Source organism: Pseudoalteromonas sp. NC201, from assembly GCF_002850255.1.
Taxonomy (GTDB): domain Bacteria; phylum Pseudomonadota; class Gammaproteobacteria; order Enterobacterales; family Alteromonadaceae; genus Pseudoalteromonas.
In genome coordinates this window covers 2,467,558-2,491,952 of the sequence record NZ_CP022522.1, presented here as the reverse complement: position 1 = coordinate 2,491,952, position 24,395 = coordinate 2,467,558, and the positions used below count along the sequence as shown (strand labels likewise).

21 protein-coding genes and 1 tRNA gene are annotated in these 24,395 nt (G+C 43.1%); 15 read left to right on the top strand and 7 right to left on the bottom strand.

Annotated features, from left to right (window positions below):
- Positions 1 to 35 precede the first annotated feature (35 nt).
- The 3 genes from PNC201_RS10565 (at position 36) to PNC201_RS10555 (ending at position 4,608) form a co-directional block, all read left to right on the top strand.
- Positions 36 to 1,304 (top strand): imelysin family protein, encoded by a 1,269-nt coding sequence (locus PNC201_RS10565; RefSeq protein ID WP_102057013.1) that lies wholly within the window; start codon positions 36 to 38, stop codon positions 1,302 to 1,304.
- The gene (locus tag PNC201_RS10560) at positions 1,297 to 3,504 is read left to right on the top strand and encodes a TonB-dependent receptor family protein (RefSeq protein WP_102057012.1); all 2,208 of its coding nucleotides are present in this window, start codon (positions 1,297 to 1,299) and stop codon (positions 3,502 to 3,504) included. The genes PNC201_RS10565 and PNC201_RS10560 overlap by 8 nt, the downstream gene beginning before the upstream one ends.
- 117 nt (positions 3,505 to 3,621) lie before the next feature.
- On the top strand, positions 3,622 to 4,608 hold the full coding sequence (locus PNC201_RS10555) for a sterol desaturase family protein (RefSeq protein WP_102057011.1): 987 nt from the start codon (positions 3,622 to 3,624) through the stop codon (positions 4,606 to 4,608).
- A 149-nt stretch (positions 4,609 to 4,757) separates the two neighbouring features.
- On the opposite strand, the gene PNC201_RS10550 is transcribed toward PNC201_RS10555, so the two are convergent.
- Together PNC201_RS10550 and PNC201_RS10545 are read right to left on the bottom strand one after the other, a co-directional pair.
- Entirely contained in the window at positions 4,758 to 5,045 is a 288-nt protein-coding gene (locus PNC201_RS10550) for a hypothetical protein (RefSeq protein ID WP_088530338.1), read from the bottom strand.
- 276 nt (positions 5,046 to 5,321) lie between these two features.
- Positions 5,322 to 6,893 (bottom strand): cation:proton antiporter family protein, encoded by a 1,572-nt coding sequence (locus PNC201_RS10545; RefSeq protein ID WP_102057010.1) that lies wholly within the window; start codon positions 6,891 to 6,893, stop codon positions 5,322 to 5,324.
- A 131-nt stretch (positions 6,894 to 7,024) separates the two neighbouring features.
- Between PNC201_RS10545 and PNC201_RS10540 the strand changes: the two genes are divergently transcribed.
- The gene (locus PNC201_RS10540) at positions 7,025 to 7,768 is read left to right on the top strand and encodes a sporulation protein (protein ID WP_010605088.1); all 744 of its coding nucleotides are present in this window, start codon (positions 7,025 to 7,027) and stop codon (positions 7,766 to 7,768) included.
- Between the two features lie 106 nt (positions 7,769 to 7,874).
- A complete protein-coding gene (locus tag PNC201_RS10535; RefSeq protein WP_102057872.1) occupies positions 7,875 to 8,321 on the top strand; it encodes a GNAT family N-acetyltransferase in 447 nt (148 codons plus the stop codon).
- Positions 8,322 to 8,356: 35 nt separating this feature from the next.
- On the opposite strand, the gene PNC201_RS10530 is transcribed toward PNC201_RS10535, so the two are convergent.
- The 4 genes from PNC201_RS10530 to PNC201_RS10515 all read right to left on the bottom strand — a co-directional run bounded on the left by PNC201_RS10530 (position 8,357) and on the right by PNC201_RS10515 (position 12,864).
- Complete coding sequence (locus PNC201_RS10530; protein WP_102057009.1) at positions 8,357 to 9,703, bottom strand: sodium-dependent transporter; 1,347 nt, start codon at positions 9,701 to 9,703, stop codon at positions 8,357 to 8,359.
- 222 nt (positions 9,704 to 9,925) lie between these two features.
- Complete coding sequence (locus PNC201_RS10525; protein ID WP_102057008.1) at positions 9,926 to 11,212, bottom strand: sensor histidine kinase; 1,287 nt, start codon at positions 11,210 to 11,212, stop codon at positions 9,926 to 9,928.
- Positions 11,213 to 11,233: 21 nt separating this feature from the next.
- The gene (locus PNC201_RS10520) at positions 11,234 to 11,941 is read right to left on the bottom strand and encodes a response regulator (protein ID WP_010605084.1); all 708 of its coding nucleotides are present in this window, start codon (positions 11,939 to 11,941) and stop codon (positions 11,234 to 11,236) included.
- A gap of 119 nt (positions 11,942 to 12,060) precedes the next feature.
- Positions 12,061 to 12,864: a hypothetical protein gene (locus tag PNC201_RS10515; RefSeq protein WP_010605083.1), complete on the bottom strand. Its 804-nt coding sequence runs from the start codon at positions 12,862 to 12,864 to the stop codon at positions 12,061 to 12,063.
- 98 nt (positions 12,865 to 12,962) lie between these two features.
- Between PNC201_RS10515 and PNC201_RS10510 the strand changes: the two genes are divergently transcribed.
- On the top strand, positions 12,963 to 14,210 hold the full coding sequence (locus PNC201_RS10510) for a serine hydrolase domain-containing protein (RefSeq protein ID WP_010605082.1): 1,248 nt from the start codon (positions 12,963 to 12,965) through the stop codon (positions 14,208 to 14,210).
- On the opposite strand, the gene yhbY is transcribed toward PNC201_RS10510, so the two are convergent.
- Complete coding sequence (yhbY, locus tag PNC201_RS10505) at positions 14,207 to 14,503, bottom strand: ribosome assembly RNA-binding protein YhbY (protein ID WP_010373854.1); 297 nt, start codon at positions 14,501 to 14,503, stop codon at positions 14,207 to 14,209. The genes PNC201_RS10510 and yhbY overlap by 4 nt on opposite strands.
- Positions 14,504 to 14,589: 86 nt before the next feature.
- Between yhbY and rlmE the strand changes: the two genes are divergently transcribed.
- From rlmE to PNC201_RS10460, 9 genes are all read left to right on the top strand, one after another.
- A complete protein-coding gene (rlmE, locus tag PNC201_RS10500; RefSeq protein ID WP_010605081.1) occupies positions 14,590 to 15,219 on the top strand; it encodes a 23S rRNA (uridine(2552)-2'-O)-methyltransferase RlmE in 630 nt (209 codons plus the stop codon).
- A 67-nt stretch (positions 15,220 to 15,286) separates the two neighbouring features.
- Entirely contained in the window at positions 15,287 to 17,239 is a 1,953-nt protein-coding gene (gene ftsH, locus PNC201_RS10495; RefSeq protein ID WP_102057007.1) for an ATP-dependent zinc metalloprotease FtsH, read from the top strand.
- 147 nt (positions 17,240 to 17,386) lie between these two features.
- Entirely contained in the window at positions 17,387 to 18,232 is an 846-nt protein-coding gene (folP, locus tag PNC201_RS10490; RefSeq protein WP_102057006.1) for a dihydropteroate synthase, read from the top strand.
- Positions 18,229 to 19,569: a phosphoglucosamine mutase gene (gene glmM / locus PNC201_RS10485; RefSeq protein ID WP_102057005.1), complete on the top strand. Its 1,341-nt coding sequence runs from the start codon at positions 18,229 to 18,231 to the stop codon at positions 19,567 to 19,569. The genes folP and glmM overlap by 4 nt, the downstream gene beginning before the upstream one ends.
- A 79-nt stretch (positions 19,570 to 19,648) precedes the next feature.
- Positions 19,649 to 20,389 carry a triose-phosphate isomerase gene (tpiA, locus tag PNC201_RS10480; RefSeq protein WP_010605078.1) on the top strand — a complete coding sequence of 247 codons (741 nt, stop codon included), beginning with the start codon at positions 19,649 to 19,651 and terminating at the stop codon, positions 20,387 to 20,389.
- A gap of 4 nt (positions 20,390 to 20,393) precedes the next feature.
- Positions 20,394 to 20,741, top strand: a complete 348-nt coding sequence (gene secG, locus PNC201_RS10475; RefSeq protein WP_010373860.1) for a preprotein translocase subunit SecG — start codon at positions 20,394 to 20,396, stop codon at positions 20,739 to 20,741.
- Between the two features lie 23 nt (positions 20,742 to 20,764).
- Positions 20,765 to 20,849, top strand: a tRNA-Leu gene (locus tag PNC201_RS10470).
- A 488-nt stretch (positions 20,850 to 21,337) separates the two neighbouring features.
- Positions 21,338 to 23,581 carry a TonB-dependent receptor gene (locus tag PNC201_RS10465; protein ID WP_102057004.1) on the top strand — a complete coding sequence of 748 codons (2,244 nt, stop codon included), beginning with the start codon at positions 21,338 to 21,340 and terminating at the stop codon, positions 23,579 to 23,581.
- A 324-nt stretch (positions 23,582 to 23,905) separates the two neighbouring features.
- Entirely contained in the window at positions 23,906 to 24,310 is a 405-nt protein-coding gene (locus PNC201_RS10460; RefSeq protein WP_010373862.1) for a PaaI family thioesterase, read from the top strand.
- Positions 24,311 to 24,395: the final 85 nt, after the last annotated feature.

The following is a 24,395-nucleotide window of genomic DNA, read 5'->3' as shown; positions in this document are numbered from 1 at the left end:
AACCTTTTGTTGTATATAGATAATAGAGAATACAAATGAGAGTATCTAAACGTTTAAGTGCTGCTGCCGTCGCTGTGGCTTTGGTATTGTCTGGTTGTGGTGAAAGTACTTCAAGTAGCCAAGGACCTGGAGTGAAGGATAATAACTCTGGAACGGATAACCCAACTTTACCTACGCAATTTGATGAAGCGGCCTTGGTAAGTAACCTTGTGAATAATGTGCTTACCCCTGCAATTGAGCAATTCAATGAACTCGCGGTAACACAGCAACTTGAAGTTGCGAGTTATTGTAGCGCTGAAAAAGTACAGGCTGAAAATACCGCCGCGTTAAAGCAAAATGCTCAACAAAGTTGGCGCAACGCTATGATTGGGTGGCAGTATGTTGAATTGATGCAAATGGGTCCACTTACTGCCAATAGTAAAGAGCTTAAAAACAACATTTATGTTTGGCCCGCTACAGGCTCTTTATGTGATATCGACTTGGATGTAGTGTATTTTGAAGATGGCGTTATTAATGGCAATGCTAGCAATCCTTATAATATCTCTGAGCGTACTGCAAACCGTAAAGGCTTAACTGCCTTAGAGCACCTTCTATTCAATGCCAATCTTGACCACAACTGCTCGTCAGTGAATGATGCGTTGGCACCATGGAATAGCCGTTCAACTCAGGAAAGAGCGGTTGCGCGTTGTGAGTTTGCGACGGAAGTGGCTAAAGACATTGAAGCACAGAGTAGTTCACTTCTGTCTCAATGGACTGGGGAAAGTGGTTATGCAGCTAAACTTGTTAATGCAGGACAACCAGGCTCGCCGTTTGACACGCCTCATTTAGCGCTTAATGAAATATCAAAGGCGTTATTTTACATGACCGAAGAGCTAAAAGACGGCAAAATAGCGACGCCGTTAGGCCTAGGTTTTCCGAATGCATGTGGTTTAGAGGCTTGCCCAGAAGCGGTGGAGTCGCCAATTGCAGAACATTCTAAAGAGAATTTACTTGCTAATATCAGAGCGTTTAGAAACATCTTCACTGGTAATGGCCAAGATGCTGAGAATACATTGGGCTTTGATGACTTTTTAGATGCAGAGAACGGTAGTGATGTAAAAGAGCGCATGCTTGCAGGGCTTGCGGATGCAGAAGCTACACTGCTTGCGATGAATGCGAGCCTGAAAGCTGAGCTTGCAGGCTCTACAGAGCAAGTGACGCAAACGCATACAGACGTTAAAAAAGTGACGGATGATTTAAAGACTGAGTTTATCGAAAAGCTCGCCCTAGAACTTCCACAAACTTCGGCAGGTGACAATGATTAAGCGCATGAACATGAAGAAATCTTTATTAGCGGTAGCGGTAATTTTTGCACTACCTCAAGTGCAAGCTGCTGATGACAATCAAGATATTGAGCATATCTCTATTATCAGCCACCACGATAAATTGCGAAAAGAAGCCGGTTCTGCAACCTTGTTGTCAGAAGCGCAGTTGGCAGAATACGAATACGATGATATTCACCGTATTCTTTCTAATGTACCTGGTGTTAATATTCGGGAAGAAGATGGTTATGGCTTGCGACCAAACATTGGTTTTCGTGGTGTAACACCTGAGCGAAGCAAAAAAATCACCATAATGGAAGACGGTGTGCTTATTGGCCCAGCTCCTTATTCTGCGCCGGCTGCTTATTATTTCCCGGTTACGACTCGTATGACTGCGGTTGAGGTATTTAAAGGACCAGCGGCTATCAAGCATGGTCCGCAAACAGTTGCTGGTGCGCTTAACTTAGTGACTCGCCAAGTGCCAGAGTTTACAGAAGGCGGTATTGATGTTGCGGTTGGCAGTGACGGTTATTCCAAAGCACACGGTTACTACGGTTCAGTAGTAAATAATGTTGGCTTTTTATTCGAAGCGGTAAATCTACAAGCTGATGGTTTTAAAGAGCTTGATGGCGGTGGTGATACGGGGTTTGAGAAGAACGATATCTTAGCCAAGTTTAATTATAAACTTTCACAAGGCGAGCTAAACCATACGTTTGGCTTAAAGCTCAGCTATGCCGACGAGTTGTCCGATGAAACTTACCTTGGTTTAACGGATGCAGATTTTGCTGAAAATCCGTATCGTCGATACGCAGCGTCTCAGCCTGCAGAGATGGATACCAAGCACACTCAGGTAATGTTATCCCATGTACTTGATGGTAAAGACTTTAACGTTACGACAAGGCTGTACCGTAATGACTATGAGCGAGCTTGGCTTAAGCTTAATAGTCTAGGTAGTAAAAGTGGACCATCCCTTTCAAAAATCATGGCAAACCCAGAGGCTTTCGCAAATGAGTACGCTGTGATCACAGGGGCACGGGACTCTGTCGTTGCAGGTTCAAATATCTTTTTGAATATGGGGACTAATGACCGTGAGTATTTCTCACAAGGCCTTCAAGTCGATGCCAATACGAGCTTTAGCCTGTTTAACTTAACCCATGATATTGCTGTTGGCGTGCGTTTTCATGAAGATGAAATTGAGCGCAAACATTTTGAGCAAGCATATGCAATGGAAGGTGGTTCACCTGTGTTGCTAGAGGGTTCAAAGCAGTTTACCTCGCTGAATACTGAAAATACTAAAGCGTGGTCGGTATATCTAGAAGATAAAGTACAACTTGATGCGTTGGCTTTGGGCCTTGGTCTTCGTGGCGAGCTGATGGACATGTCTTACCAAGATAATAAAGATGCCGATGTTTGGATTGATAAAACCACCCGTATTTGGCTACCTAGCCTAAGTGGTTTCTATCAGCTTTCTGATGATGCCGGTCTTTTATTTGGTGTGCACCAAGGTTTTGTGCCTTCTTCACCCCAACAAGATCCGGATATAGAGCTTGAGAAGAGTGTTAACTACGAATTTGGTGGGCGCTTTAATGATGGTGTGACGCAGTTTGAGATTGTGAGCTTTTTCAACGATTATGAGAATCTGAACGAAAGCTGTGGTCAGTCTAACTGTGGTGTCAATGACCAACAAGATCAGCAATTCAGTGGCGGTGAGGTGGATGTTTACGGTCTCGAAATGCAGTTTGCACAACGTTATCCTTTGAACCTTCAACTGGATATCCCTTATAGTCTCACCTACACCTATACGAAAGGTGAATTCCAGAATGAGCGTGCGACAACGTTCGCACAATGGGGTTATATTAAAAATGGTGATGAGCTTCCGTATTTACCATCTCATCAAGCCACTTTTAACATCGGCCTTGCAGCAAGTGATTGGAAAGTTAACGTAGCCATCAAATACATCAGTGAGATGAGCGAAGCTGCTGGTAGAAGCACTGAAGACTTTGAGCTTGTCCTTGAAGGCGCAAAGGTGCCCAGCACAACGATCGTTGATGTATCCGCAAGTTACGAGCTAGGCCAGTATGGTCAAGTCTATGCTAAAATCGACAACTTGTTCGATGAAGCAGAAATTGTTAGTCGTCGTCCGTATGGCGCGCGCCCAGGCAAACCAAGACAATTTAGTTTAGGTTATAAATACCAGTTTTAACTGATTGTCTATGCGGCTCTTGAGTAAGAGCCGCAGCTTCATGGCGGCTTGTTGCTAGAGCTATGGAGCTGTTCCAAAGATATGTGAATTCATTATTTCTTTTTGATGGAAATGACTATGTTAGAGCAACTATGGCAAAGCATTACTGAACTCCCAGGCTACTTGTTCGATGCCAATAAAAGAGTGTATTTGCCATACTTGTTTAGTGCCATTTTGATGGCTGTTCCTGTTTATATCGCCACAGAAAAAGCGCGCTCTGGTAGAGGTTTTTTAAAGTTTCTGTTTCCCAAGCAAGTCTGGTGGTGCAAAAGCGCCAAGCTCGATTACTGTTTATTGATCACAAATCGGTTGATAAAGGCGGCGACGTTTACGCCTATCGTGTTGACTATGGTACCGGTGGCGCTAGGATTATCCGGTGGACTTGAAGCGCTCTTTGGTCCTGCGTTATATCTAGAAGCGCCAGAATGGGTAGTGATTGGACTATTTACGTTATTTTTGTTTATAGTCGATGACCTCACTCGATTCCTGCTGCATCTGATCCTACATAAAATCCCATTCTTTTGGGAGTTTCACAAGGTTCACCATTCTGCAAAAGTCCTGACCCCCTTTACCATTTATCGCTCACATCCCGTTGAAAGTTACCTGTACGCCTGTCGTATGGCATTAACTCAAGGGATAGTGGTTGGAGTAGGGTATTATGTATTTGGCAGCAGCTTGAGCATGTACGATATTCTGGGTGCGAATGCGTTTGTCTTTTTGTTTAATATTTTTGGGGCCAATTTAAGGCATTCACATATATGGCTGAGTTGGGGTGACAAGCTAGAAGATTGGTTTATTAGTCCTGCACAGCACCAAGTACATCACAGTGACAATCCAATCCATTTTGATACCAATTTAGGCTCAGCACTTGCCATTTGGGATCGTATGTATGGCTCGCTTATTAAGGCCTCGAGTGCGGGTAAAATTACCATTGGAGTTGGGCAATATGATGCGGGACATGATTCACTTACCGCGATTTATTTGAAGCCATTTGAGCAGGCTTGGAAAGCCTTATTACCGAAGAAAAAAAGTAACTCACCACTTAAATCATCTCAGGGTGACTAGATCTTCACTATTCAGAACTACATATTTGCAATGAATTAATTTCGGTATGGGAGAGTTTTTCAAAGGTGAAGCTCGTGCTTGGGAGGGGAAAATAGGCTGACGACGGGCATTGTCAGCCTATGTGGGAGAGTAGGCTCCCTAAATCTTTACTAGTGTAGTTGTGATGAAGGCTTGCTGCGGAAAAAGCCTAGTTCATTTAACTTTTCAATTAGTTTTGGATCGTCCAACCGGTTCGGGGTTTCTTCATCCCTTAAATAGTGATCGTTTGGTACGGAATGCATATCGAGCATTTTATGAAATAGGATATTGCGAATTGCCAACGCTGTCATACCACCGTCCTGAATTGCATCCAGCCTTTCTTGGAGGTCTGAAAAAGGCGCAGCCTTGACGTCATCCACTACTGCAGAAAATTGACCATTAGATTTATTCTTAATCATAAAACCCCCAAAGGTATAGCTTGTTCACAATCCAGTGACACGATGTTCAAAAGGCATTTGGTATCAATTTTTTGTTCATAAAATAGATACTTACGCCATGTCCGATGTGATCAGTTTACTCTGAAGTGAGGGCAAATTACCATCTTGGATGTAAAGCTTTGTAAATCGAATAATGAGTGGAATGAAATAATAAGATGGACGTCTAGATGTAACACGATGATCTGAATATGAAAATAGTTCTCAGTACCAATTATGATACTGAGAACCAATACTAATTTAAGTAAATAATTTCTCTTTTACGTGTTCTGCAAAGCCACTACCCGCTTCTAAATAGAAGTTGTAGGTAGAATTCACACCCATTTCTTCTAATTCTTTCTGTTGATCTGGGTAGTTTGCAATGGCGGTAACTTGGCCGTTGTAGCCTGATGCTTTGAGCTGCTCGAGTGCATAAATATTCTGCATATGTTTAGGCATCGCGAGCATAACCATTTCTACTTCAGAATGATTTACACGCTGCCAAAAATCAGGGTCGGTTGCGTCAGCAGTTAATACCCTGCGCCCTCGGGAAACATGTTTTTCAACTACTTCAGGCTTAATATCTACACCAGCAACGGTATCTGGGAAGCTGGCCTGTATTGTTTCGTAAGCACCCGTTCCAATCCTTCCCATACCAAATATAACGATCTTGGTGTCGGTAAGATTTACCGGAAGCTCTTCTTCTAAACGGTCTTGGTTCTCAAACTTTAATAACCAAGGCTCTAATTTAACGTAGACCTCGTTCGAGCGTTTGTTGAGCGGAGACGCGATCACAAAAGTAATAGAAACAGCAATAGCAACTACTGCTAGCCAGTCAGGAGCAACCGCACCAGAAGCAGATGCAACGGCACACACGATAAGACCAAACTCGCTATAGTTAGTGAGTGTGAAAGCGCTCAATAGCGATGTACGAGCACGCAATTTGAACATATTGGTGAAGAGATAATAAAATGAGACTTTAATCGGTAGAACAATTACCAGTAGAATCGCTATTAAAAGTGCGTCCAGTGTAATCGTGGCATTCAGACCAATATTCAAGAAAAAACCAACAAGCAAGATGTCTTTTACATTCAATAGTGATTTTGATAACTCACCGGCTTTTTTATGTGGGGCGAAAATCATACCCATGATCAGCGCACCGAGATCACCTTTTAGGCCCGCAAATTCAAAGGCATGATAACCTGCGACTAACGCAAAAAAGAAGCCAAAAAGAGGGAGTAGCTCACCGTGCTTTGAGCGGCTTAATACCCAAAACATAGCTGGACGTACAAGCGGTAGCACCACAAGCAGTGCCAGTGCCCAAATATTGGGTACTTTGCCCGTACTGACGGCGAGAAAGATAACCGCAAAGATATCTTGCATAACCAAAATACCGATTGAGATTTTACCGTGAAGACTTGCCATTTCACCACGTTCTTCCAGCACTTTTACCGCAAAAACGGTACTGGAAAAGCTAAATGCAAAACCAACCAATAAAGCGCTTTGCCAGTCTAGATTAGTAAATAAAGGTAGGCTCATCGCCCCTAGCATCAACAACAGGCTAGCGAAAAACGCCGTACTGGTAATAATGTGCATACTCGCAGGCGCCCAAACCTGAGGCTTTATCAGGTTACCAACTCGTAATTTTAAACCTATGCTAAAAAGCAGCAGCGTTACACCAAGATCTGCAAGTTGAGTAAGTAAGTCTGTGGTTTTATGGCCAAGTAGATTTAAGACAAAGCCCGCCATCAAAAAACCAATCAAAGGAGGAAGCTTTAATTGATAAACAGAAAATCCGCATGCAAATGCGACAGCAAAATAGAGCAGTTCCATAACTTTAAATTTTTATCCAAGATATGAGCAGTGTACCAAAACCTCCTGATATATAAATTATAAATTTTCGCTGACAAGTTGGAAAAAATATGGTTATGATGCAGGTAAGGACATACCGGACAGGAGACGTAATGTTTAAGAAGATCCTAGCATCTGTCGGTATCGGTGCGGCAAAAGTAGACACTGTATTGGAAACAGAGCATTTGCACCCGGGACAGAAATTTCAAGCGCAAATTGTAGTAAAAGGCGGTGACGTTAGCCAAGAAGTAACAGGTTTAGAACTTGCGCTAATGACAAGAGTTAAGGTTGAAGGGGAAGACGGAGAATATTTTAGTAATCATGTTATTGACCGTTGGCGTGTAGGTAATAATTTCACGATAGGCCCAGGCGAAGAAAAAGTTATTCCTTTTGAAGCTCGACTTCATTCAGAAACACCAATCACAGAAATAAATGCGGGCTTCAACCGTTGTCATGTTTGGATTGAAACAGGCTTAGACATTGATTTAGCCATCGACCCATCAGACAAAGATGCTTTACACATTTATCCAAATGAAGCAGTGAAAGCATGTATGACAGCGATGGAGCGTTTAGGCTTCCATTTAGTGAAAGCGGATGTAGAAAAGGGCTATTTACGAGCGTCCGAGTTTCAGTCTGTTTCTGGTTGTTACCAAGAACTAGAATACCGACCAAACTCACGTGCATTATTTGGACTACAAGAAGTTGAGCTTTCGTTTGTACCTGAAGCACATCGAACTCATGTACTGATAGAGTTGGACAGAGCGTTTCGAGGGGATGGATACGTCGATCTCACAATTGAGCACGATCACGTCAATATCTCTCAATTGTGCGATCAGTTGGAGCGGCTGTTCTCATAATCACTTAATTTACTCTAAAACGCCCAGCTTTGTCTGGGCGTTTTTGTTTTAAGCATAACGATACCAATCAGTCTTAGTAAAGCTAATTGGTATGACAGAGAAGAAAATGAATTGGAAAATTAGAAGTTATGATGCGCTCACTAAAGATGAGCTTTTTGAGATTTTAAAGCTAAGGGTAGAGGTATTCGTTGTGGAACAGGCATGTCCCTATCCAGAAATTGACGATACCGATAGGGCGCCTGAAACTCAACATCTGTTTTTGGTCAAAGATGAACAAATTTTAGCGTATGCACGTTGTTATAGAAAATCCGCAACTACTGCATCCATTGGCCGTGTTATTGTTTCGTCAACGCTGCGAAGGCAGGGCGTTGCACATGACCTTATGCATCGCGCGATTGCTTGTTGTGATACGGAGATTACTCATGAGAATCTAGTTATTTCTGCGCAGTGTTATCTAGACAAGTTTTATACGGGGCTCGGCTTTGTGAAGCAAGGTGAAGATTATCTAGAAGATGGGATCCCGCATCAGGATATGTTATTTGTGAAAAAGTAAAAGAGGCTATGCGTAGCCTCTTTTTATGAGCGAAATTATAGTGAATTTAAAAATACCGCAGCAATGGCAATTGGACAAACGAAGCGGATGTACCAAGGCCATACTTTCCAGAAGAAACTACTGCCAACTTCCGGGCATCCTGATTCAATTTCTTTAAGCAGTTTTGCTCTGTGCCAAATCCAACCGACAAATACACAGCACAGCATGCCAAGTAGTGGCTGACCAAACTTCGTTGTCAGGCTAACAATAAAACCGAACAGCGTCTCGATGTTTACCAAAATGGTGAAGCTCACGGCTGTTACCAAGGTGCCGATGATCCAGGTGGCCTGTACTCTGCCTAGTGCAAAACGTTCAACAGCATAGGAAACAGGCGCTTCTAACATCGAAATAGACGAGGTGAGTGCGGCAATACTCATCAGAGCAAAGAAAGCGAAGCTTACCACCAGGCCAATGCTACCCATGCTATCAAACAATGCTGGCAATACCTGAAACACTAAGGTGTCTTCATTTAGCAGTGAGCCGTCAGCTGCAAAAATCTCTACGCCTTGCGCTTGCGCGACATACATGGCGGGAATGATAAGTAAGCCGGCAACGAATGCGATAAAAACGTCAATTAAGGTAACCATTGCACCAAGTGAAACTAGATTCTCTTTTTTACTTATGTATGAGCCGTAAATGATCATCACGCTGGTACCGAGCGAAAGCGAGAAAAATGCTTGCCCTAGGGCATCAACGAGTAACTGTGGATTAAGCACAGAAGAAAAGTCAGGAACAAGATACACCTTAAGACCTTCAACGGCACCTTCTTGGGTTAATACATACGCAATTAACGAGAATAAAATACCGATAAGTGCGGGCATCAAACGCTTTGACCACTTTTCTATCCCGTTTTCTACGCCTTTACTAATAATGAGCACTGTGAGTGCAATAAAGGCGGCTGTAAAGACGATATTGCGTGACATAGAGGAATCAGCAAGCCAAGATTGCACTTGAGTCATTGAGGCAACTTCCGCGATGGGCTCAAGTGTTGCGCTAAACATCCACCCTGCCACGATTGCATAAAAACTTAAAATAAGACCCGCACAAATTATACCGCCGAACCCGACAACAAAAGCAAGTTTACTTTGCCATGCTGTATTTGTTAGTTTGCGCAGTGAAGATACGGCATTTGCTTGGCCGTGACGACCAATGACGAGTTCTGCCATTAGTGCTGGATAGGCAAGACAAAAAGCCAAAACCAGATAAACTAAAACAAACGCAGCACCACCATTGGATGCCGTTTGTGTTGGAAATCCCCAAATGTTTCCCAAACCTACCGCCGACCCTGCGGCGGCCATAATAAAACCAAAGCGAGAGCTGAACTCTCCTCGGACATTGCTCATAATTATTATACTTCTCTAAAAATTTCTAACGGCGCTGACAATCTACTGTAATTAAAAAGAAATAAAAAGAGTAAATTACCTTGATTTAGCGCAAGTTTTAGCCTGATATTTAGCCGTAATTAAGTTGTTGCACTCAAAAATCAAAGTTTAGCTTATAAGCTAATGTTTTCACGATTATTTCTATATGAGATAAGTCACCGTGTAGCGACTTATTTACAATAATTATTTTTCTTTACAGGGTAGCGAAAGCACAAATTTTGCGCCACCTAATCGCTCTGACTGGTTAACGGTGGCTGTACCGTGATGCCAATCCATGACTTTTGCAACGATTGCAAGGCCTAAGCCGTAGCTTTTACCTGCACGGTTACGGTGAGTTTGCTCTTGAAAGAAAGGACTAAAGACTTTATCCCAATTTTGTCTCGCGATCCCAGGGCCATCGTCTTCAACGGTAATAATGAGCCAATGCTCGGTATGGTGTGCACTTAATAACACACTGGCAGTGGCAAAGTCACAGGCATTGCTGATCAAATTACTTATCGCTCTTGCAAGCCAATGTAAGTCGCCATGGATCATTAATTGTTCAGGAATTTCTACGCGACCAGACAACTGGTTCTTTTGTAGCTTTGGTTGCATTTGCTGCATTAGATCTTGACCATAGCGAGATAGAGTCGTTACTTCATGTTTGAGTAAATGAGACTTTTGTTCAAGCGTCGCAAAAGATAGATAGCTCGAGAGCATGTCCTCCATTTGATCTAAATCTTTTTCCATGCGTGCTAAATAATCGTGAATGGCATCGATATCACTTTCATCTAAAGCTGCATCTAAGCCAAACCTTAAACACGCAACAGGTGTCCGAATGTCATGAGAAAGACTGGAGGCCATTAGCTTATTCTCAGCCATCAACTTCTCTATTTGGCTTGCCATTCGATTAAAGGTATTTTCCAAGTCGCGGATATAGGTGAAATGATTGGGGGCGATGCGCGCGCTTAGGTTACCGCTGGCAAAGTGCTTTGCTGCAGTATTGAGAACGATCAAACGTTTAACTAACGGAGAGAGAATGAACCATAATATTGCGCAAATTCCACCGTAGAAAAATAATGTTAGCAATACGTCGTAATCAGCCTGTTCAACCTGAGGTTGCCATTCAAGTTCAACGTAGTCAGGCGCCATTTTAGGGGTTGTTTTTAGAAGGTATACATTCTCGTTTTCTATTACTAACCCATCAGGTTGTAACATCTGTTGCTTTAACTCGAGCGGCATGGCTAGCGTTTCGCCATCTTTATAGCTAATATTGATGTCAAATTGTTTGGCAATCAAAGCCGTTGCGTCTTCTCGTTTTCCCTGTTCAATATCTGCAACTTGCTTGGCAAGACCTGTAATCAGTTTGCTTTGCCACTCAAAACTATCTTCTAAGGGAGCGGTTTGCTGATTATAGGTGTCGATCACCCAACCCAGAGCGAAGATCGAAATTAACGCACCAGCGAGTAAGTAGATATAGAGTTTTTTCACGATATTAGCTTGCGACCTTCATTACCAAGCTGATGGTACGAGTAGATACCCTTTACCCCACACCGTTTTAATTTTTTCTGGGTTTTGAGGATCATCATTAAACTTTTTACGTAGGGCAGAAATGAGCACATCGACGCTTCTGTCGAGGCCGTCATATTCTCTCCCTTTTGTCGCTTTAAAAACCGCATCGCGAGAGACAACTTCACCAGCGTGACTGGCTAAAAATTGCAGTAGTAGGTATTCGGCACTAGAGACGATGACTTCTTGACCTGCAACACTGACTTTGCGAGCTTGAGTGTCGATACATAAATGTCCCACCACGAGTTCGTGATTGGCAGCTTGATGATCTTGTGGTTTTTCTTGTGCAGCGCGAACATTCGCTTTTATACGAGCGAGTAAGGCGCGAGGACGCACAGGCTTGATTACATAATCGCTAGCGCCAACTTCCAAACCGATGACTTCATCCATTTCTTCATCTTTGGCTGTGAGCATAATAACAGGCTTGCTATAAAACTGACGTAAGTCACGGCATACGCTGATACCGTCCTTACCGGGGAGCATAAGGTCAAGTAAAACAAGGTCGGGGTCTAGTGACTTAACACGTTCAACGACTTCATCACCGCGGTAGCAGCAATGTGTTTTGTAACCTTGATTATCAAGATATTCAGCGACCCATTGCGCTAATGAAGTGTCATCTTCAACCAATAAGATTGTGCCGTATTGCTCCATGTCTTTACTCCGAACTTTTTATTTTTCTGCGTCGAGTATAATTCTAAAAGAGTCATTGTCTGTAAATAAGTGTAGCGCCAGCCAGCAGTTGACCTCTGTCAAACTGGCGAGTACTTATGTTACTTAACGTTTAGCTTTTCAATTAAACTCTCGGCCAAGTGTTTTTGCATATCCGCTGTTAGCGCTGATACTTCGGTTTGGGTACATGCACCAGCGGTTTTCTCGAGCGGCGAAACCGTTTTAGTTACCTTGTAAGGAGGAATATCAACGGGCTTTTCGCCACGTTGACGGCGCGCCTCGTCGGTATTTTGGGCCACAATAAACGACAGTACATCGTGCTCGTTTTCTATTTTTTCCACTTCAGTAAATGTGAATTGTAAAGGGATCCCTTGAAATCCAGCGCTATCTACTGATGATTTGGCAAACCAGACAACATCTGACGAAGCTTGGTGTGCTAGGCGCATACTGACTGAAGCCACAATATTAGTGCATTGAAATGCTGGCGAATTTTGAGCAAGTTCAGCAATATGTGGATGTGGGTTTCTTGGCCTATCCAGTGCGTACGTTTTATTGGCTGCAAATTCCAAATCAAGTTGATGAATTGTTAGCGTGTAGTTTGCGTTTTTAGCTGCAACAACTTTCAGGCCTTTTTTCTCAAGTAAAGCAACAATCTGCTTTCTCAGTGTATCAGTCAAGCTTACCTTATCGGCATTGATGTAGACTGTGTCACCTTGAGCAAGTGGGTGAGCGGGCAATTGCACTGATTTAATTCGTGCAGAATTAAGTTCGGTACTATAGCTGATTTGATAAACAGACTTTTTTAGTAGTGGCTTCTTAGGTACATCTAACTTTGGCGCTAATGGCGCTGTGGTGACACATCCAAAAAGTAGACTTGTACATAGAGCTGCTAGCACTAAACGCATTAAAATACCTCAATTAAACAGTTATTTTCTTATATTTAGTGAGTTCCGCCAATTCATCATGTTAGTATGGCGGGCGAGTGTTAATGAAATGAGTCATTATGAAGTCGCTAATTCTCACATTAGTTTGTTTTTTTTGCATTAGTTATCCAAAAATAACGATTGCAAAAACCCCAAACCAGCAATGGTCACAATTTTTAAAGAGCTATTCTAAGCAAGTCGAGCGCAAACTAAAAGAAAAATCGGTGCCCGGTGCTGCTTTATCCGTCGTGCATGTCGAGCACGGCAGCTACGCAGAAGGTTTTGGCAAGACAAAAAGTCGACAAGGAAGTGTGGTCAACGAACAAACTCGCTTTCGCTTGGCATCGGTTTCAAAAACGTTTGCAGGAAGTCTAACGGCTAAATTAGCGAGCGAAGGGTATTTTAATATTGACGATCGAGTGGCCAGCTACTTGCCGCAAGTCGCCAAAGGTGATTATAGCCAACTTAAGCTCTATCATTTGTTAAGTCACTCGAGTGGCTTAGTGCCCAATGCCTACGATAATTTAATCGAGTCTCGCATGGACTACCCACAAATTGTTGAGCGCTTACTGCAAGTCAAAGCGTTATGTCAGCCCGGTGAGTGTTATGGTTATCAAAATGTCATGTTTAGCTTGATTGGAGATGTTATCGAGCAGGCGACGAATATCAGTTACAAAACTTGGATGGAAGAGTTTGTTTTCGCGCCACTTAATATGCATGACGCCGGCCTTGGCTACGAGCAAATGACAAAAAATGATAATTTTGCATGGCCGCATGTCAGAGGGCGAAAGCGTTGGCATACCGCTAAATTAAAGCCGCATTACTATAAAGTACTCCCCGCAGCTGGTGTAAACGCTAGTGCTGCTGATATGGCGCAGTGGTTAAAAGCACAATTAGGTCTGTATCCAAGTGTCCTATCACCGGATGCTCTGAGTAAGCAATCAGTGCCGTATACGTTGACGAAACGAGAGCTACGCAGACGCGTTTGGCGTGGTCATGTAGAAGAAGCCTATTATGGACTTGGCTGGCGAATTTATCGTTACGATGGCAAATTGCTCTATTATCATAGTGGCTGGGTGCAAGGTTATCGTACCGATGTGGTGATTATTCCAGAGCTTGGTATTGGGTTTAGCCTACTGTTAAATGCAGAGAGTGGCATTATTAATCAGTTAACAAACGACTTTATTGTTGACGCATTGGCGCTTGAGAAGAAATTACTGCCTCAGGTGAGTGAGCAGGAAATTAAGAAAGTAAAAGCAGAAGAAGCGAGTTTATTACAAGAGATTGCGACGTCTTCTGGTGAAAACGTCGCAGACAACAAAGGTTAGTTACGAGGTAACTGGATCTTTTTGTCTTCGCTTTGGCGGTACAACACAATGATATGGCCAATGGTTTGTACTTTATGTGCATTTGTTTCACGAACAATTGCTTCAAAAATCAGTTTCTTAGTTTCACGATCATTGGTTGGTACTTTTACCTTGATAAGTTCGTGAATGTTCAGGTTTTGCTCAATTTCAGCCATGACGCCTTCGGTCAGGCCGTTTGCGCCTAGAAGAACAACTGGGTTTAAAGAATGAGCTAGCCCTTTTAGGAACTGCTTTTGTTTATTTGATAAGGTCATATTGATACAATCTTATTTATTAAAAGGCTTGAATTATCGATATTCTAACGCCATCTAGACAATATTACTAATGAGTTGTAGTTAATATGGCAAATAAAAAACATTCCGCCAGTTCGAAACGTTGGTTAAAAGAACACGTAGAAGACCCGTATGTGCATGAAGCCCAAAAACGTGGCTATCGTTCACGAGCGGTTTTTAAGCTGGAAGAAGTCCAGCAAAAGGATAAATTGATTCGTAAAGGAATGACGGTAGTTGATTTAGGGGCTGCTCCGGGGAGCTGGTCGCAGTATCTCGCAGAGCAGGTAGATATTGGCGGACAAGTTATTGCTTGTGATATCTTACCGATGGACTCATTAGCGGGTGTCGATTTCCTTCAGGGAGACTTCAGAGAAGAAGCGGTATTAAATGCATTATTGGATAGAATAAACGGCAAGAATGTTGATGTAGTTTTTTCTGATATGGCACCAAATATGAGCGGAAATATGTCAACCGATCAATCTGGCAGTATGTATCTGGTCGAGCTAGCATTAGATATGTGCCATCAAGTGCTAAAACCCAACGGTGCATTTGCGGTTAAAGTTTTCCAAGGAGAAGGCTTTGATCAATTTGTACAAGAGGTACGTAATTGTTTTAAGGTCGTAAAGATCCGTAAACCAAAAGCGTCTCGTCCTCGTTCACGCGAAGTATATGTAGTGGCGACGGGCTACAAACTGTAGTACAGTTGGAAAGCATCAAGTTGAATTTGAATTTTTTTGGATACAAGAGGTTAACTCCTTGAGCGATATGGCTAAAAATCTAATACTCTGGTTAGTGATTGCAGTAGTGCTAATGACTGTGTTCCAGAGCTTTAACGGTGGCGAACAATATGATCGCCAAACGAGTTACACACAATTTGTAAAGGATGTGCGCAATGGCTCTGTAAGAGAAGTCAGTATTGATCGTCAAACTGGCGTAATTAGCGGCGTTCGTTCAAGTGGCGATCGTTTTCAAACAGTAATTCCATTAACTGATTTGGATTTGGTTAATGACTTACTTAAGAACGACGTAAACATCAAAGGCGTTGCACCTGAAGAGCAATCTTTCCTTGCAAACATCTTTATTTCTTGGTTCCCAATGCTTTTGCTTATTGGGGTATGGATTTTCTTCATGCGTCAAATGCAAGGCGGTGGCGGCAAAGGCGCAATGTCGTTTGGTAAAAGTAAAGCTCGATTAATGAGCGAAGACCAAGTTAAGACAACATTTGCAGACGTCGCTGGTTGTGACGAAGCGAAAGAAGATGTTACTGAGCTAGTCGACTTTTTGCGTGACCCGTCAAAGTTCCAAAAGTTGGGCGGTAGCATTCCGAAAGGCGTGTTGATGGTTGGTCCTCCAGGTACGGGTAAAACCTTACTTGCTAAAGCCGTTGCTGGTGAAGCAAAAGTACCATTCTTTACCATTTCCGGTTCTGACTTCGTAGAAATGTTTGTTGGTGTTGGTGCATCTCGTGTTCGTGACATGTTTGAACAGGCAAAGAAAGCTGCGCCTTGTATCATCTTTATCGATGAAATCGACGCGGTAGGCCGTAAACGTGGCGCAGGTATGGGCGGTGGTCACGACGAGCGTGAGCAAACACTTAACCAAATGCTTGTAGAAATGGATGGCTTTGAGGGTAACGAAGGTATTATCGTTATTGCTGCTACTAACCGTCCTGATGTACTAGACCCTGCATTATTACGTCCTGGTCGTTTCGATCGCCAAGTCGTGGTTGGTCTTCCAGATATTCGTGGCCGTGAACAAATCTTAAACGTTCACATGCGTAAAGTGCCTTTAGACGATAATGTTGAAGCGTCTGTGATTGCACGTGGTACGCCGGGCTTTTCTGGTGCTGACTTAGCTAACCTTGTGAATGAAGCTGCACTGTTTGCCGCTCGTGGCAACAAGCGTAAGGTAAGTATGGCGGAATTTGACGCCGCGAAAGATAAAATCATGATGGGTGCTGAGCGTAAGTCCATGGTGATGAGCGAGCAAGAGAAAGAAATGACGGCTTATCACGAAGCTGGTCACGCGATTGTTGGTCGTTTAGTGCCTGAGCATGATCCAGTATATAAAGTGTCGATTATTCCACGTGGTCGCGCATTAGGTGTAACAATGTACTTACCGGAGCAAGACCGTGTAAGTCACTCTAAGCAACACCTAGAATCTATGCTTTCGAGTTTATACGGTGGTCGTATCGCTGAAGCGCTGATTTACGGTGATGACAAAGTAACGACAGGCGCGAGCAATGATATTGAGCGCGCAACCGATATTGCTAAGAAAATGGTTACTCAGTGGGGCTTAAGTCCGAAACTTGGTCCACAGATGTACTTAGAAGAGCAAGGCGAGATGTACATGGGTGGTGGTTCTCACCGCATGTCAGGTATGTCAGATGAAACCGCTAAGCTTATTGATGCTGAAATTAAAGATTTCATCGATCGCAACTACCAACGTGCGGAGCAAATCCTAAAAGATAATATGGATATTCTTCACACGATGAAAGATGCGTTGATGAAATACGAAACGATTGATGCATTGCAGATTGATGATCTAATGGAGCGTCGTGATGTTCGTCCACCAAGGGATGCCCATGACATTAAGCCAGAGAAAAAAGCAGAATCTGCGAAAGTAACAGAAATAAAACCTGAGCCTAAAGCTGAAAAACCAGCAGAAGAGCAGTCAAACGACACATCATCAAACTCAGAGCTTGATGACAAATCGTAAGATTAGGTAGAATACGACAGCCCCGAGCAATCGGGGCTTTTTTGTATCAGTTGATATAAGTTTTATGACATTCGATGCGAGAACTTAAATCAACTGCTATAAGCCTTTCGTTATCACCAAACTTAGACTACAGAAAATAGGTATAGAATGTACGAGTTACGTTTACCCAAAGGGCGCACCCTTAGTTTAGATAAGCCTCAGGTAATGGGGATTTTAAATGTTACTCCCGACTCATTTTCTGATGGTGGACATTTTACTCACCTTGATAGCGCAATCGAGCAAGCAAATTTAATGCTTTCACAAGGCGCTACCATTTTAGACATAGGTGGAGAGTCCACTCGTCCCGGCGCGCCAGACGTACAATTAGAAGAAGAATTACAGCGCGTAATACCGATTATTAAAGCAATTCGCACACACTCTAACTGTGTGATTTCGGTAGATACCAGTAAAGCTGAGGTGATGAAACAAGCAATAGAGGCTGGCGCTGATATCATTAATGATGTTCGAGCGTTGCAAGAGCCAGGCGCGCTTGAAGTCGCAGCTCAGTACAGTGATGTACCAATTTGTTTAATGCATATGCAAGGTCAACCTCGCTCAATGCAAAATAACCCTCACTATGATGACTTATTTTCAGACATCAGTCAGTTTTTCGAAGCTAGGATCAGTGCGTGCAAGCAAGCTGGGATTGATACCAATCGGCTGATTTTAGATCCAGGTTTTGGCTTCGGTAAATCTCTAGAGCATAACTTTCAGATATTAGGAGGGTTGGACAAGTTTCACGCTTTCAATTTGCCTATTCTGACAGGCCTCTCTAGAAAGTCCATGTTTGGACATCTACTCACTCGGGAAACGCATGAGCGTGTAGCTGCGAGTCTAGCCGGTGCGCTGGTATGTGCACAGAAAGGCGCGCACATAATTCGTGTTCATGACGTAAAAGAAACAAGCGACGCGCTTAATGTATGGCTAGCGTCGGTTAATGGAGTTACTCAATGACAACAAGAAAGTACTTCGGTACGGATGGTGTAAGGGGCATGGTGGGCGAGTTCCCAATTACGCCTGAGTTTGCAATGAAACTAGGCTGGGCGGCTGGAAAAGTGCTGTCTGAGCGTGGTACCAAAAAGGTAATTATTGGCAAAGATACCCGCATTTCTGGCTACCTTCTTGAAACCGCGTTAGAGGCTGGGTTAATTGCCGCGGGGATCAATGTGATTTTATTGGGGCCTATGCCGACACCTGCTGTTGCTTACTTGACGCAAACGTTCAGAGCTGAGGCTGGTATTGTGATCAGTGCATCTCATAATCCATACCATGACAATGGCATCAAGTTTTTTGGTGGCGATGGTAAAAAGCTCCCTGACGAGGTGGAACTTGCAATAGAAGCAAAGCTGGATGAACCAATGACGTGTGTCGAGTCTGAAAAACTCGGTAAAGCTAAGCGCCTAGAGAGTGCGGATGGTCGCTATATCGAATTTTGTAAAGGCCAGTTTCCTAAAGAGCTATCGCTTGAAGGGTTGAAAGTGGTGCTGGACTGCGCAAATGGCGCGACTTATCACATTGCACCAAGTGTCATGCGTGAACTAGGTGCGGATGTGATCACAACCGCATGTGAACCTAATGGTGTCAACATCAACGAAAAATGCGGTGCAACGCATGTCGAAGCGTTGAAAAAAGCCGTGCTTGAACATCAAGCGGATGTTGGTATTGCTTATGATGGTGATGGTGACCGAGTCATGATGGTCGATCACGACGGTCATGTATTTGATGGTGATGACATCGTCTATATTATCGCTTGCCAAGCTCATGCCGATGGCACATTAGGTGGCGGTGTTGTAGGTACGGTAATGTCTAACATGGGGCTCGAAAACGCCCTTAAATCACGCGGAATTGCGTTTGAGCGTAGTAAGGTCGGTGACCGCTATGTAATGGAGCTTCTTGGTGAGAAAGGCTGGAAAATCGGCGGCGAAAGTTCAGGTCACGTTTTAAATCTGGATCTGATCAGCACCGGTGATGGCATTGTCTCTAGCTTACAAGTGCTTGCTGCCATGGTTGCGCAGAATAAAACATTAAAAGATTTGGGTGAAGGTTTTAGCAAATACCCAATGAAGATGATTAATGTGCGCTATAGCACTAAAGATGATCCAACCGAGCAGGACGCTGTTAAAGCGGTTGTCGCTGAAGTTGAAACTCAGCTTGCCGGAAAGGGCAGAGTGCTATTGCGTAAATCTGGTACAGAGCCAGTGGTTCGCGTCATGGTTGAAGCTCAGCAACAGAAGCAAGTTATCGATTTTGCCCAAAAAATCGCTGAAGTTGTTGAATCTGTGAGCAATTAAACCAAAAGTTAAATTTATTTCTTGTAACTTCGGGTGAGTAGAGTTAGTATCTCACCCGCTTTCTACTGCGGAGTATCGTATGACAACTAGAAAGCAAATTGTTGCTGGTAACTGGAAAATGAATGGCTCAAAAGCCCTTGTTGACCAAATATCAGAAGCAGTAAGCAATCAAGCATTTCAAGCAAATGTTATTATTTTTCCTCCTGCTATGCTTATTGAGCAAGCAGCAAGTAAAGGGCTTACTGTCGGAACTCAAACTGTTTCGGAATATAAAGAAGGCGCATATACTGGAGAAATTCAGGCGTCCCTAGCAAAATCGCTAGGTGCAACATATACCTTAGTTGGTCACTCAGAGCGGCGAGCTATTTACGGCGAAAGCGATGAAGATGTTGCGAACAAATTTGCACATGCTCAAGAACAAGGTTTGACACCAATCTTATGTGTTGGTGAAACCGAAGAAGAAAGAGAAAATGGGCAGACAGAGCAAGTGGTTGCTAGGCAAATAAACGCAGTTATCACCAAATTAGGTGTAGCAGCGCTAACAAACTCTGTGATAGCATACGAACCTGTTTGGGCTATTGGTACTGGTAAAACAGCATCTCCTGAGCAAGCGCAAGCAGTACACAAATTTATACGTGATTTGCTTTCAGACAATGACAAGCAAATTGCACAATCACTGCAGCTCCTTTACGGTGGCAGTGTTAATGAACAGAACAGTGAATTGTTATTCGCACAAGACGATATAGACGGTGGACTTATAGGTGGCGCAAGCCTAAAACCTGAGAGTTTCGCAGCTATATGCAGAAGTGCAAAAGGATAAGTAAATGTACGAAATTCTAATGGTTGTTTACTTAATTGTGGCATTAGCATTAATTGGTATGGTGTTAATTCAACAAGGTAAAGGCGCAGATATGGGCTCTTCGTTTGGTGCAGGTGCATCGGCGACAGTTTTCGGCTCATCAGGCGCAGGTAACTTTATGACCAAGACAACAACAATCTTAGCAACGATATTCTTTGTACTAAGTATTGTTCTAGGTAACCTAACTACGGGTCAGATTAAAAAGACTAATGAGTGGGAAAACCTAGAGGCACCAGCTGCTGCAACAACAGTTCCAGCAACAAATGATGTGCCAGCGACAGAAGAAAATCCAGCTTCTGACGTACCTAATTAATCATTAGGAAATACACCGAATTTGCGAATGTGGTGGAATTGGTAGACACGCCATCTTGAGGGGGTGGTGGCTTCGGCCGTGGGGGTTCAAGTCCCCCCATTCGCACCAAATAAAAAAACCAGCTTAGGCTGGTTTTTTTTCGTCTGCCGTTTGCCACTAAGCCTAATACCAATTAGTCTTATCATTCACAGCTTCGCTAATAGAAGCTATTTCAAGCAAACTAAAACCACGGCAAAAACCTAGGCTGAAGTTTCACTTTAGTAACATATAATCCTACTATCTAGTATAATCAATTGTTCTGTAACGATTTTTTATTAAAATTAATTTTCTAATATTGGTTTTATTATGGTTACAAAAACCCTAAAAGTAATTTTTATTAAATAAATATTTCAATTTACTCTGGTTGTGACTATAATACCCCTCCAGAGGAAAGAGATGCCCCTAGTGCATCTTTTTTTATGCCCAAAATTTGTAGTGTTTAAGTCTATTTAGATTTAACGGATTACTGGGCTAGAGGTAATGACACTTAGCTTGTTACTTCTCTAGTTGTGACCTCTCGCAACTAGCACACACACGGTGATTCCTTTGGAGATTATATGATTACAGTTTTACCTCGCCTTGGTTTATCTGCGATTTCAGCTGCAGTGTTAGCAGCAGTAGCCCTTCCTAGTACAGCATTGGCTGAACAAGCTAATGTAGAGCAAGAAAAACAAGTTTTTGAAAAAATAGAAGTGACTGCTCGTAAACGTACTGAAAGCTTGTTCGAAACGCCTACTGCGATTACTTCTATCGGTGCTAGTGATATTGATAAAGCCAATATCAGCAATCTAGACGATATTGGTAAGTTCGTTCCAAACTTAAATATTACTCGCTATGGTGTAGGTAACGCTGCACATGCTTCTGTATTTATCCGTGGTATTGGTCTACAAGACCATGTGATCACAACGGACCCAGGTGTTGGTGTTTACGTTGATGGCGTATACCTTGGCCGTCAGATGGGTTCTAACCTTTCACTGCCCAATGTTGAACGCGTAGAGGTACTACGTGGTCCACAAGGTACACTGTACGGCCGTAACACATTAGGCGGTGCGGTAAATGTGATCACTAAACAACCTGGCGCTGAAGAAGTTGCACGCGTTGAAGCTAAAATAGGTTCTCGCGGTCGTTTAGCGACTGACCTGTATACAAGCCAGACGTTAACAGACACACTGAGCTTTTCTGCAAGTGCTTCTTATAAAGAGCGCGACGGTGTAGGTAAAGCAATCAACTTAGCAAATCCTGAAAAGGAAATCGGCGAAGAGCAAGAGTTTAGTGGCCGTTTAGCACTTAGATGGCAAGCAACGAATGATTTAGTTGTCACCGCTGCATTTGACGGCGTTGAGAACGAGTCTGGTCAATCACCGTATACTATTGAATTAACAGGTCCACTTGACTCAAATGACCCTTTCAATGGTGACTTCCCATTGCTAGATGAGTCTATGTTGCCAAACAATCCTGATGATTTGGCAACAACGGTTGCTGGCATTGAAAGCACAGATTATTCTGGTTGGGGTGGGTCAGTGACTGCTGATTGGCAAGCAAGTGATGTTTACTCTGTTAAATTTATCGCAAGCAAGCGTAGTTCTGAATATACCGGTGGCCTAGATGACGATGCGGTAGCACTTAATCTATCTGAATTCCCAGAAGAGGGCGGTGCAGATCAGTACTCATTTGAACTACAACTAAACGGTACTTATGACTCTTGGGATTTTGTATCGGGTCTTTATTACTTTAACGAAGACGGTTTTACCAGCTCTGGTCCGTTCGTATTTAGCCCGTGGAACACGCCAAATGGCTTATTAAACGATGGTCAGACTGCTTCTTTTGGTGACTACGGTTACTTTGATATCAACCAAGAAACCGATGCCTATGCGGCTTACATAAATGCAAGCTTTGACGTGACTGAGCTGTTCAGCATAGGTGGTGGTTTACGTTACTCTGAAGACAAAAAAGAGGCAAACGCACTATTCCCAAGCTTTGGTGCTCGTAAATATGTAAGCGCAGACTTTGACGAAGTGACGTGGGACGTGAATGCGTCATACCAGTTAACTCGTGACATCAATGTTTACGCGCAGGTCCAAAAAGGGTACCAAAGTGGCGGCTTCCCACCACGTCCATTTGGTGGTCCAGATCAATTCGCTGCGTTTGATGAAACTAAAGCGATTAACTACGAAATCGGTTTCAAAGGCCAAGTGCATGACAACGTATCTATGATGGTTGCTGCATTTGTAACGGATTACACCGATCTGGCGTTACCTTTCAACGACCCGACTGCTGGCGGTGGTTTCGTCACTATCGTGGAAAATGCAGGTGAGTCGAAAGCACAAGGTATTGAACTTGAAACGACAATCGCAATTACTGATGATTTCTCAGTACGCAGCTCAATCGGTTACCTAGACTCAGAAATTACCCATGTTGATGAAGGTGTTATTGGTATTGGTAAAGGCGATGCGCCAGCACTCACACCTCGATGGACTGTAATGGTCGCACCATCTTACTTCCATGACTTAGAGCATGGTGCAACGATTGCAGTTAACGCAAGCTACTCGTACCGCTCAGACATGCAAGGTCAGTCTGTAACACGAGCAAGCGAGTATATTGATTCTCGCGAATTGTTAGGCTTTAACATCTCATACACCAACGCTGAAGGTGATATGGAAGTAACGCTATACGGTGAAAACGTGCTAAACGAAGTGTACGATGTAGGTCGTCTACAGCAAAGTGGCTTTGTTGGTGTCATGCGCAGCAATGACCGCAGTGAGTTTGGTATTAAGTTCAAAAAAGAGTTCTGGTTAGATTAATCCAACCCTAGCTTGAATATAGAAAAAGCCGTTTAGTTTCTAGCTAAGCGGCTTTTTTATTGTAGCTACCCCGTCCTAAATTATGTGGCAACATTTCAAACTCATTCAGAATACGTAAAATAATTGATATAGCTGCTTGTTTACATTGTAGTTGACCTATGGGAGTTTAGTGATAGGCGGTATTTCTAGCCCAGTTTTTAGTCGTGTTGAGCTAATCATATCGCGGTTTTAATTAACTATGATTGTTTACTATAACGTGAAGACTATTCGCGACGTCGAGTCTATTTGAGCGTTGATATTTTAAATATAATTAAGGAGAAGAAGTTGAGCAATACTATGTTAGAGGAAGGAAAGGAGATCCTAGCACAGCAGTCTTTTAGTTTGTTGTTGGGCGCTGAGTTGGAGGTGTTTGAGGTTGGCGTTGCTGAGTTAAGTCTCGCTATTCGGGATGATCTTAAACAAAACTATGGTTTTGCACATGGCGGCGTGGTTAGCTATCTAGCTGATAATTGTATTACTTTTGCTGGTGCATCGGTGCTGGGCAGCTGTGTTACCTCAGAGTATAAAGTGAATTATGTTAGACCCGCTATTGGCGATAAGCTAATTGCGAAGTCAACCGTGTTGTATTCGGGTAAACGTCAGGCGACATGCGAATGTAAGGTATATGCGCAAAGCGGTGACGAAGAAAAGTTGGTGGCGGTTTCTCTTGGCACAATAACTAAGGTTTAGGGTAGCAGGCGGTGTTCTGAAGTGTATTTGATTAGGTCTTTTTAGCGCTACCAGCCTCAGGCATTTGATATAAGCGGGCAGCGCT

Coding starts and splice junctions, on each gene's coding strand:
- PNC201_RS10565 (WP_102057013.1), top strand. CDS start 36: ATGAGAGTATCTAAACGTTTAAGTGCTGCTGCCGTCGCTGTGGCTTTG.
- PNC201_RS10560 (WP_102057012.1), top strand. CDS start 1,297: ATGATTAAGCGCATGAACATGAAGAAATCTTTATTAGCGGTAGCGGTA.
- PNC201_RS10555 (WP_102057011.1), top strand. CDS start 3,622: ATGTTAGAGCAACTATGGCAAAGCATTACTGAACTCCCAGGCTACTTG.
- PNC201_RS10550 (WP_088530338.1), bottom strand. CDS start 5,045: ATGATTAAGAATAAATCTAATGGTCAATTTTCTGCAGTAGTGGATGAC.
- PNC201_RS10545 (WP_102057010.1), bottom strand. CDS start 6,893: ATGGAACTGCTCTATTTTGCTGTCGCATTTGCATGCGGATTTTCTGTT.
- PNC201_RS10540 (WP_010605088.1), top strand. CDS start 7,025: ATGTTTAAGAAGATCCTAGCATCTGTCGGTATCGGTGCGGCAAAAGTA.
- PNC201_RS10535 (WP_102057872.1), top strand. CDS start 7,875: ATGAATTGGAAAATTAGAAGTTATGATGCGCTCACTAAAGATGAGCTT.
- PNC201_RS10530 (WP_102057009.1), bottom strand. CDS start 9,703: ATGAGCAATGTCCGAGGAGAGTTCAGCTCTCGCTTTGGTTTTATTATG.
- PNC201_RS10520 (WP_010605084.1), bottom strand. CDS start 11,941: ATGGAGCAATACGGCACAATCTTATTGGTTGAAGATGACACTTCATTA.
- PNC201_RS10515 (WP_010605083.1), bottom strand. CDS start 12,864: ATGCGTTTAGTGCTAGCAGCTCTATGTACAAGTCTACTTTTTGGATGT.
- PNC201_RS10510 (WP_010605082.1), top strand. CDS start 12,963: ATGAAGTCGCTAATTCTCACATTAGTTTGTTTTTTTTGCATTAGTTAT.
- yhbY (WP_010373854.1), bottom strand. CDS start 14,503: ATGACCTTATCAAATAAACAAAAGCAGTTCCTAAAAGGGCTAGCTCAT.
- rlmE (WP_010605081.1), top strand. CDS start 14,590: ATGGCAAATAAAAAACATTCCGCCAGTTCGAAACGTTGGTTAAAAGAA.
- ftsH (WP_102057007.1), top strand. CDS start 15,287: ATGGCTAAAAATCTAATACTCTGGTTAGTGATTGCAGTAGTGCTAATG.
- folP (WP_102057006.1), top strand. CDS start 17,387: ATGTACGAGTTACGTTTACCCAAAGGGCGCACCCTTAGTTTAGATAAG.
- glmM (WP_102057005.1), top strand. CDS start 18,229: ATGACAACAAGAAAGTACTTCGGTACGGATGGTGTAAGGGGCATGGTG.
- tpiA (WP_010605078.1), top strand. CDS start 19,649: ATGACAACTAGAAAGCAAATTGTTGCTGGTAACTGGAAAATGAATGGC.
- secG (WP_010373860.1), top strand. CDS start 20,394: ATGTACGAAATTCTAATGGTTGTTTACTTAATTGTGGCATTAGCATTA.
- PNC201_RS10465 (WP_102057004.1), top strand. CDS start 21,338: ATGATTACAGTTTTACCTCGCCTTGGTTTATCTGCGATTTCAGCTGCA.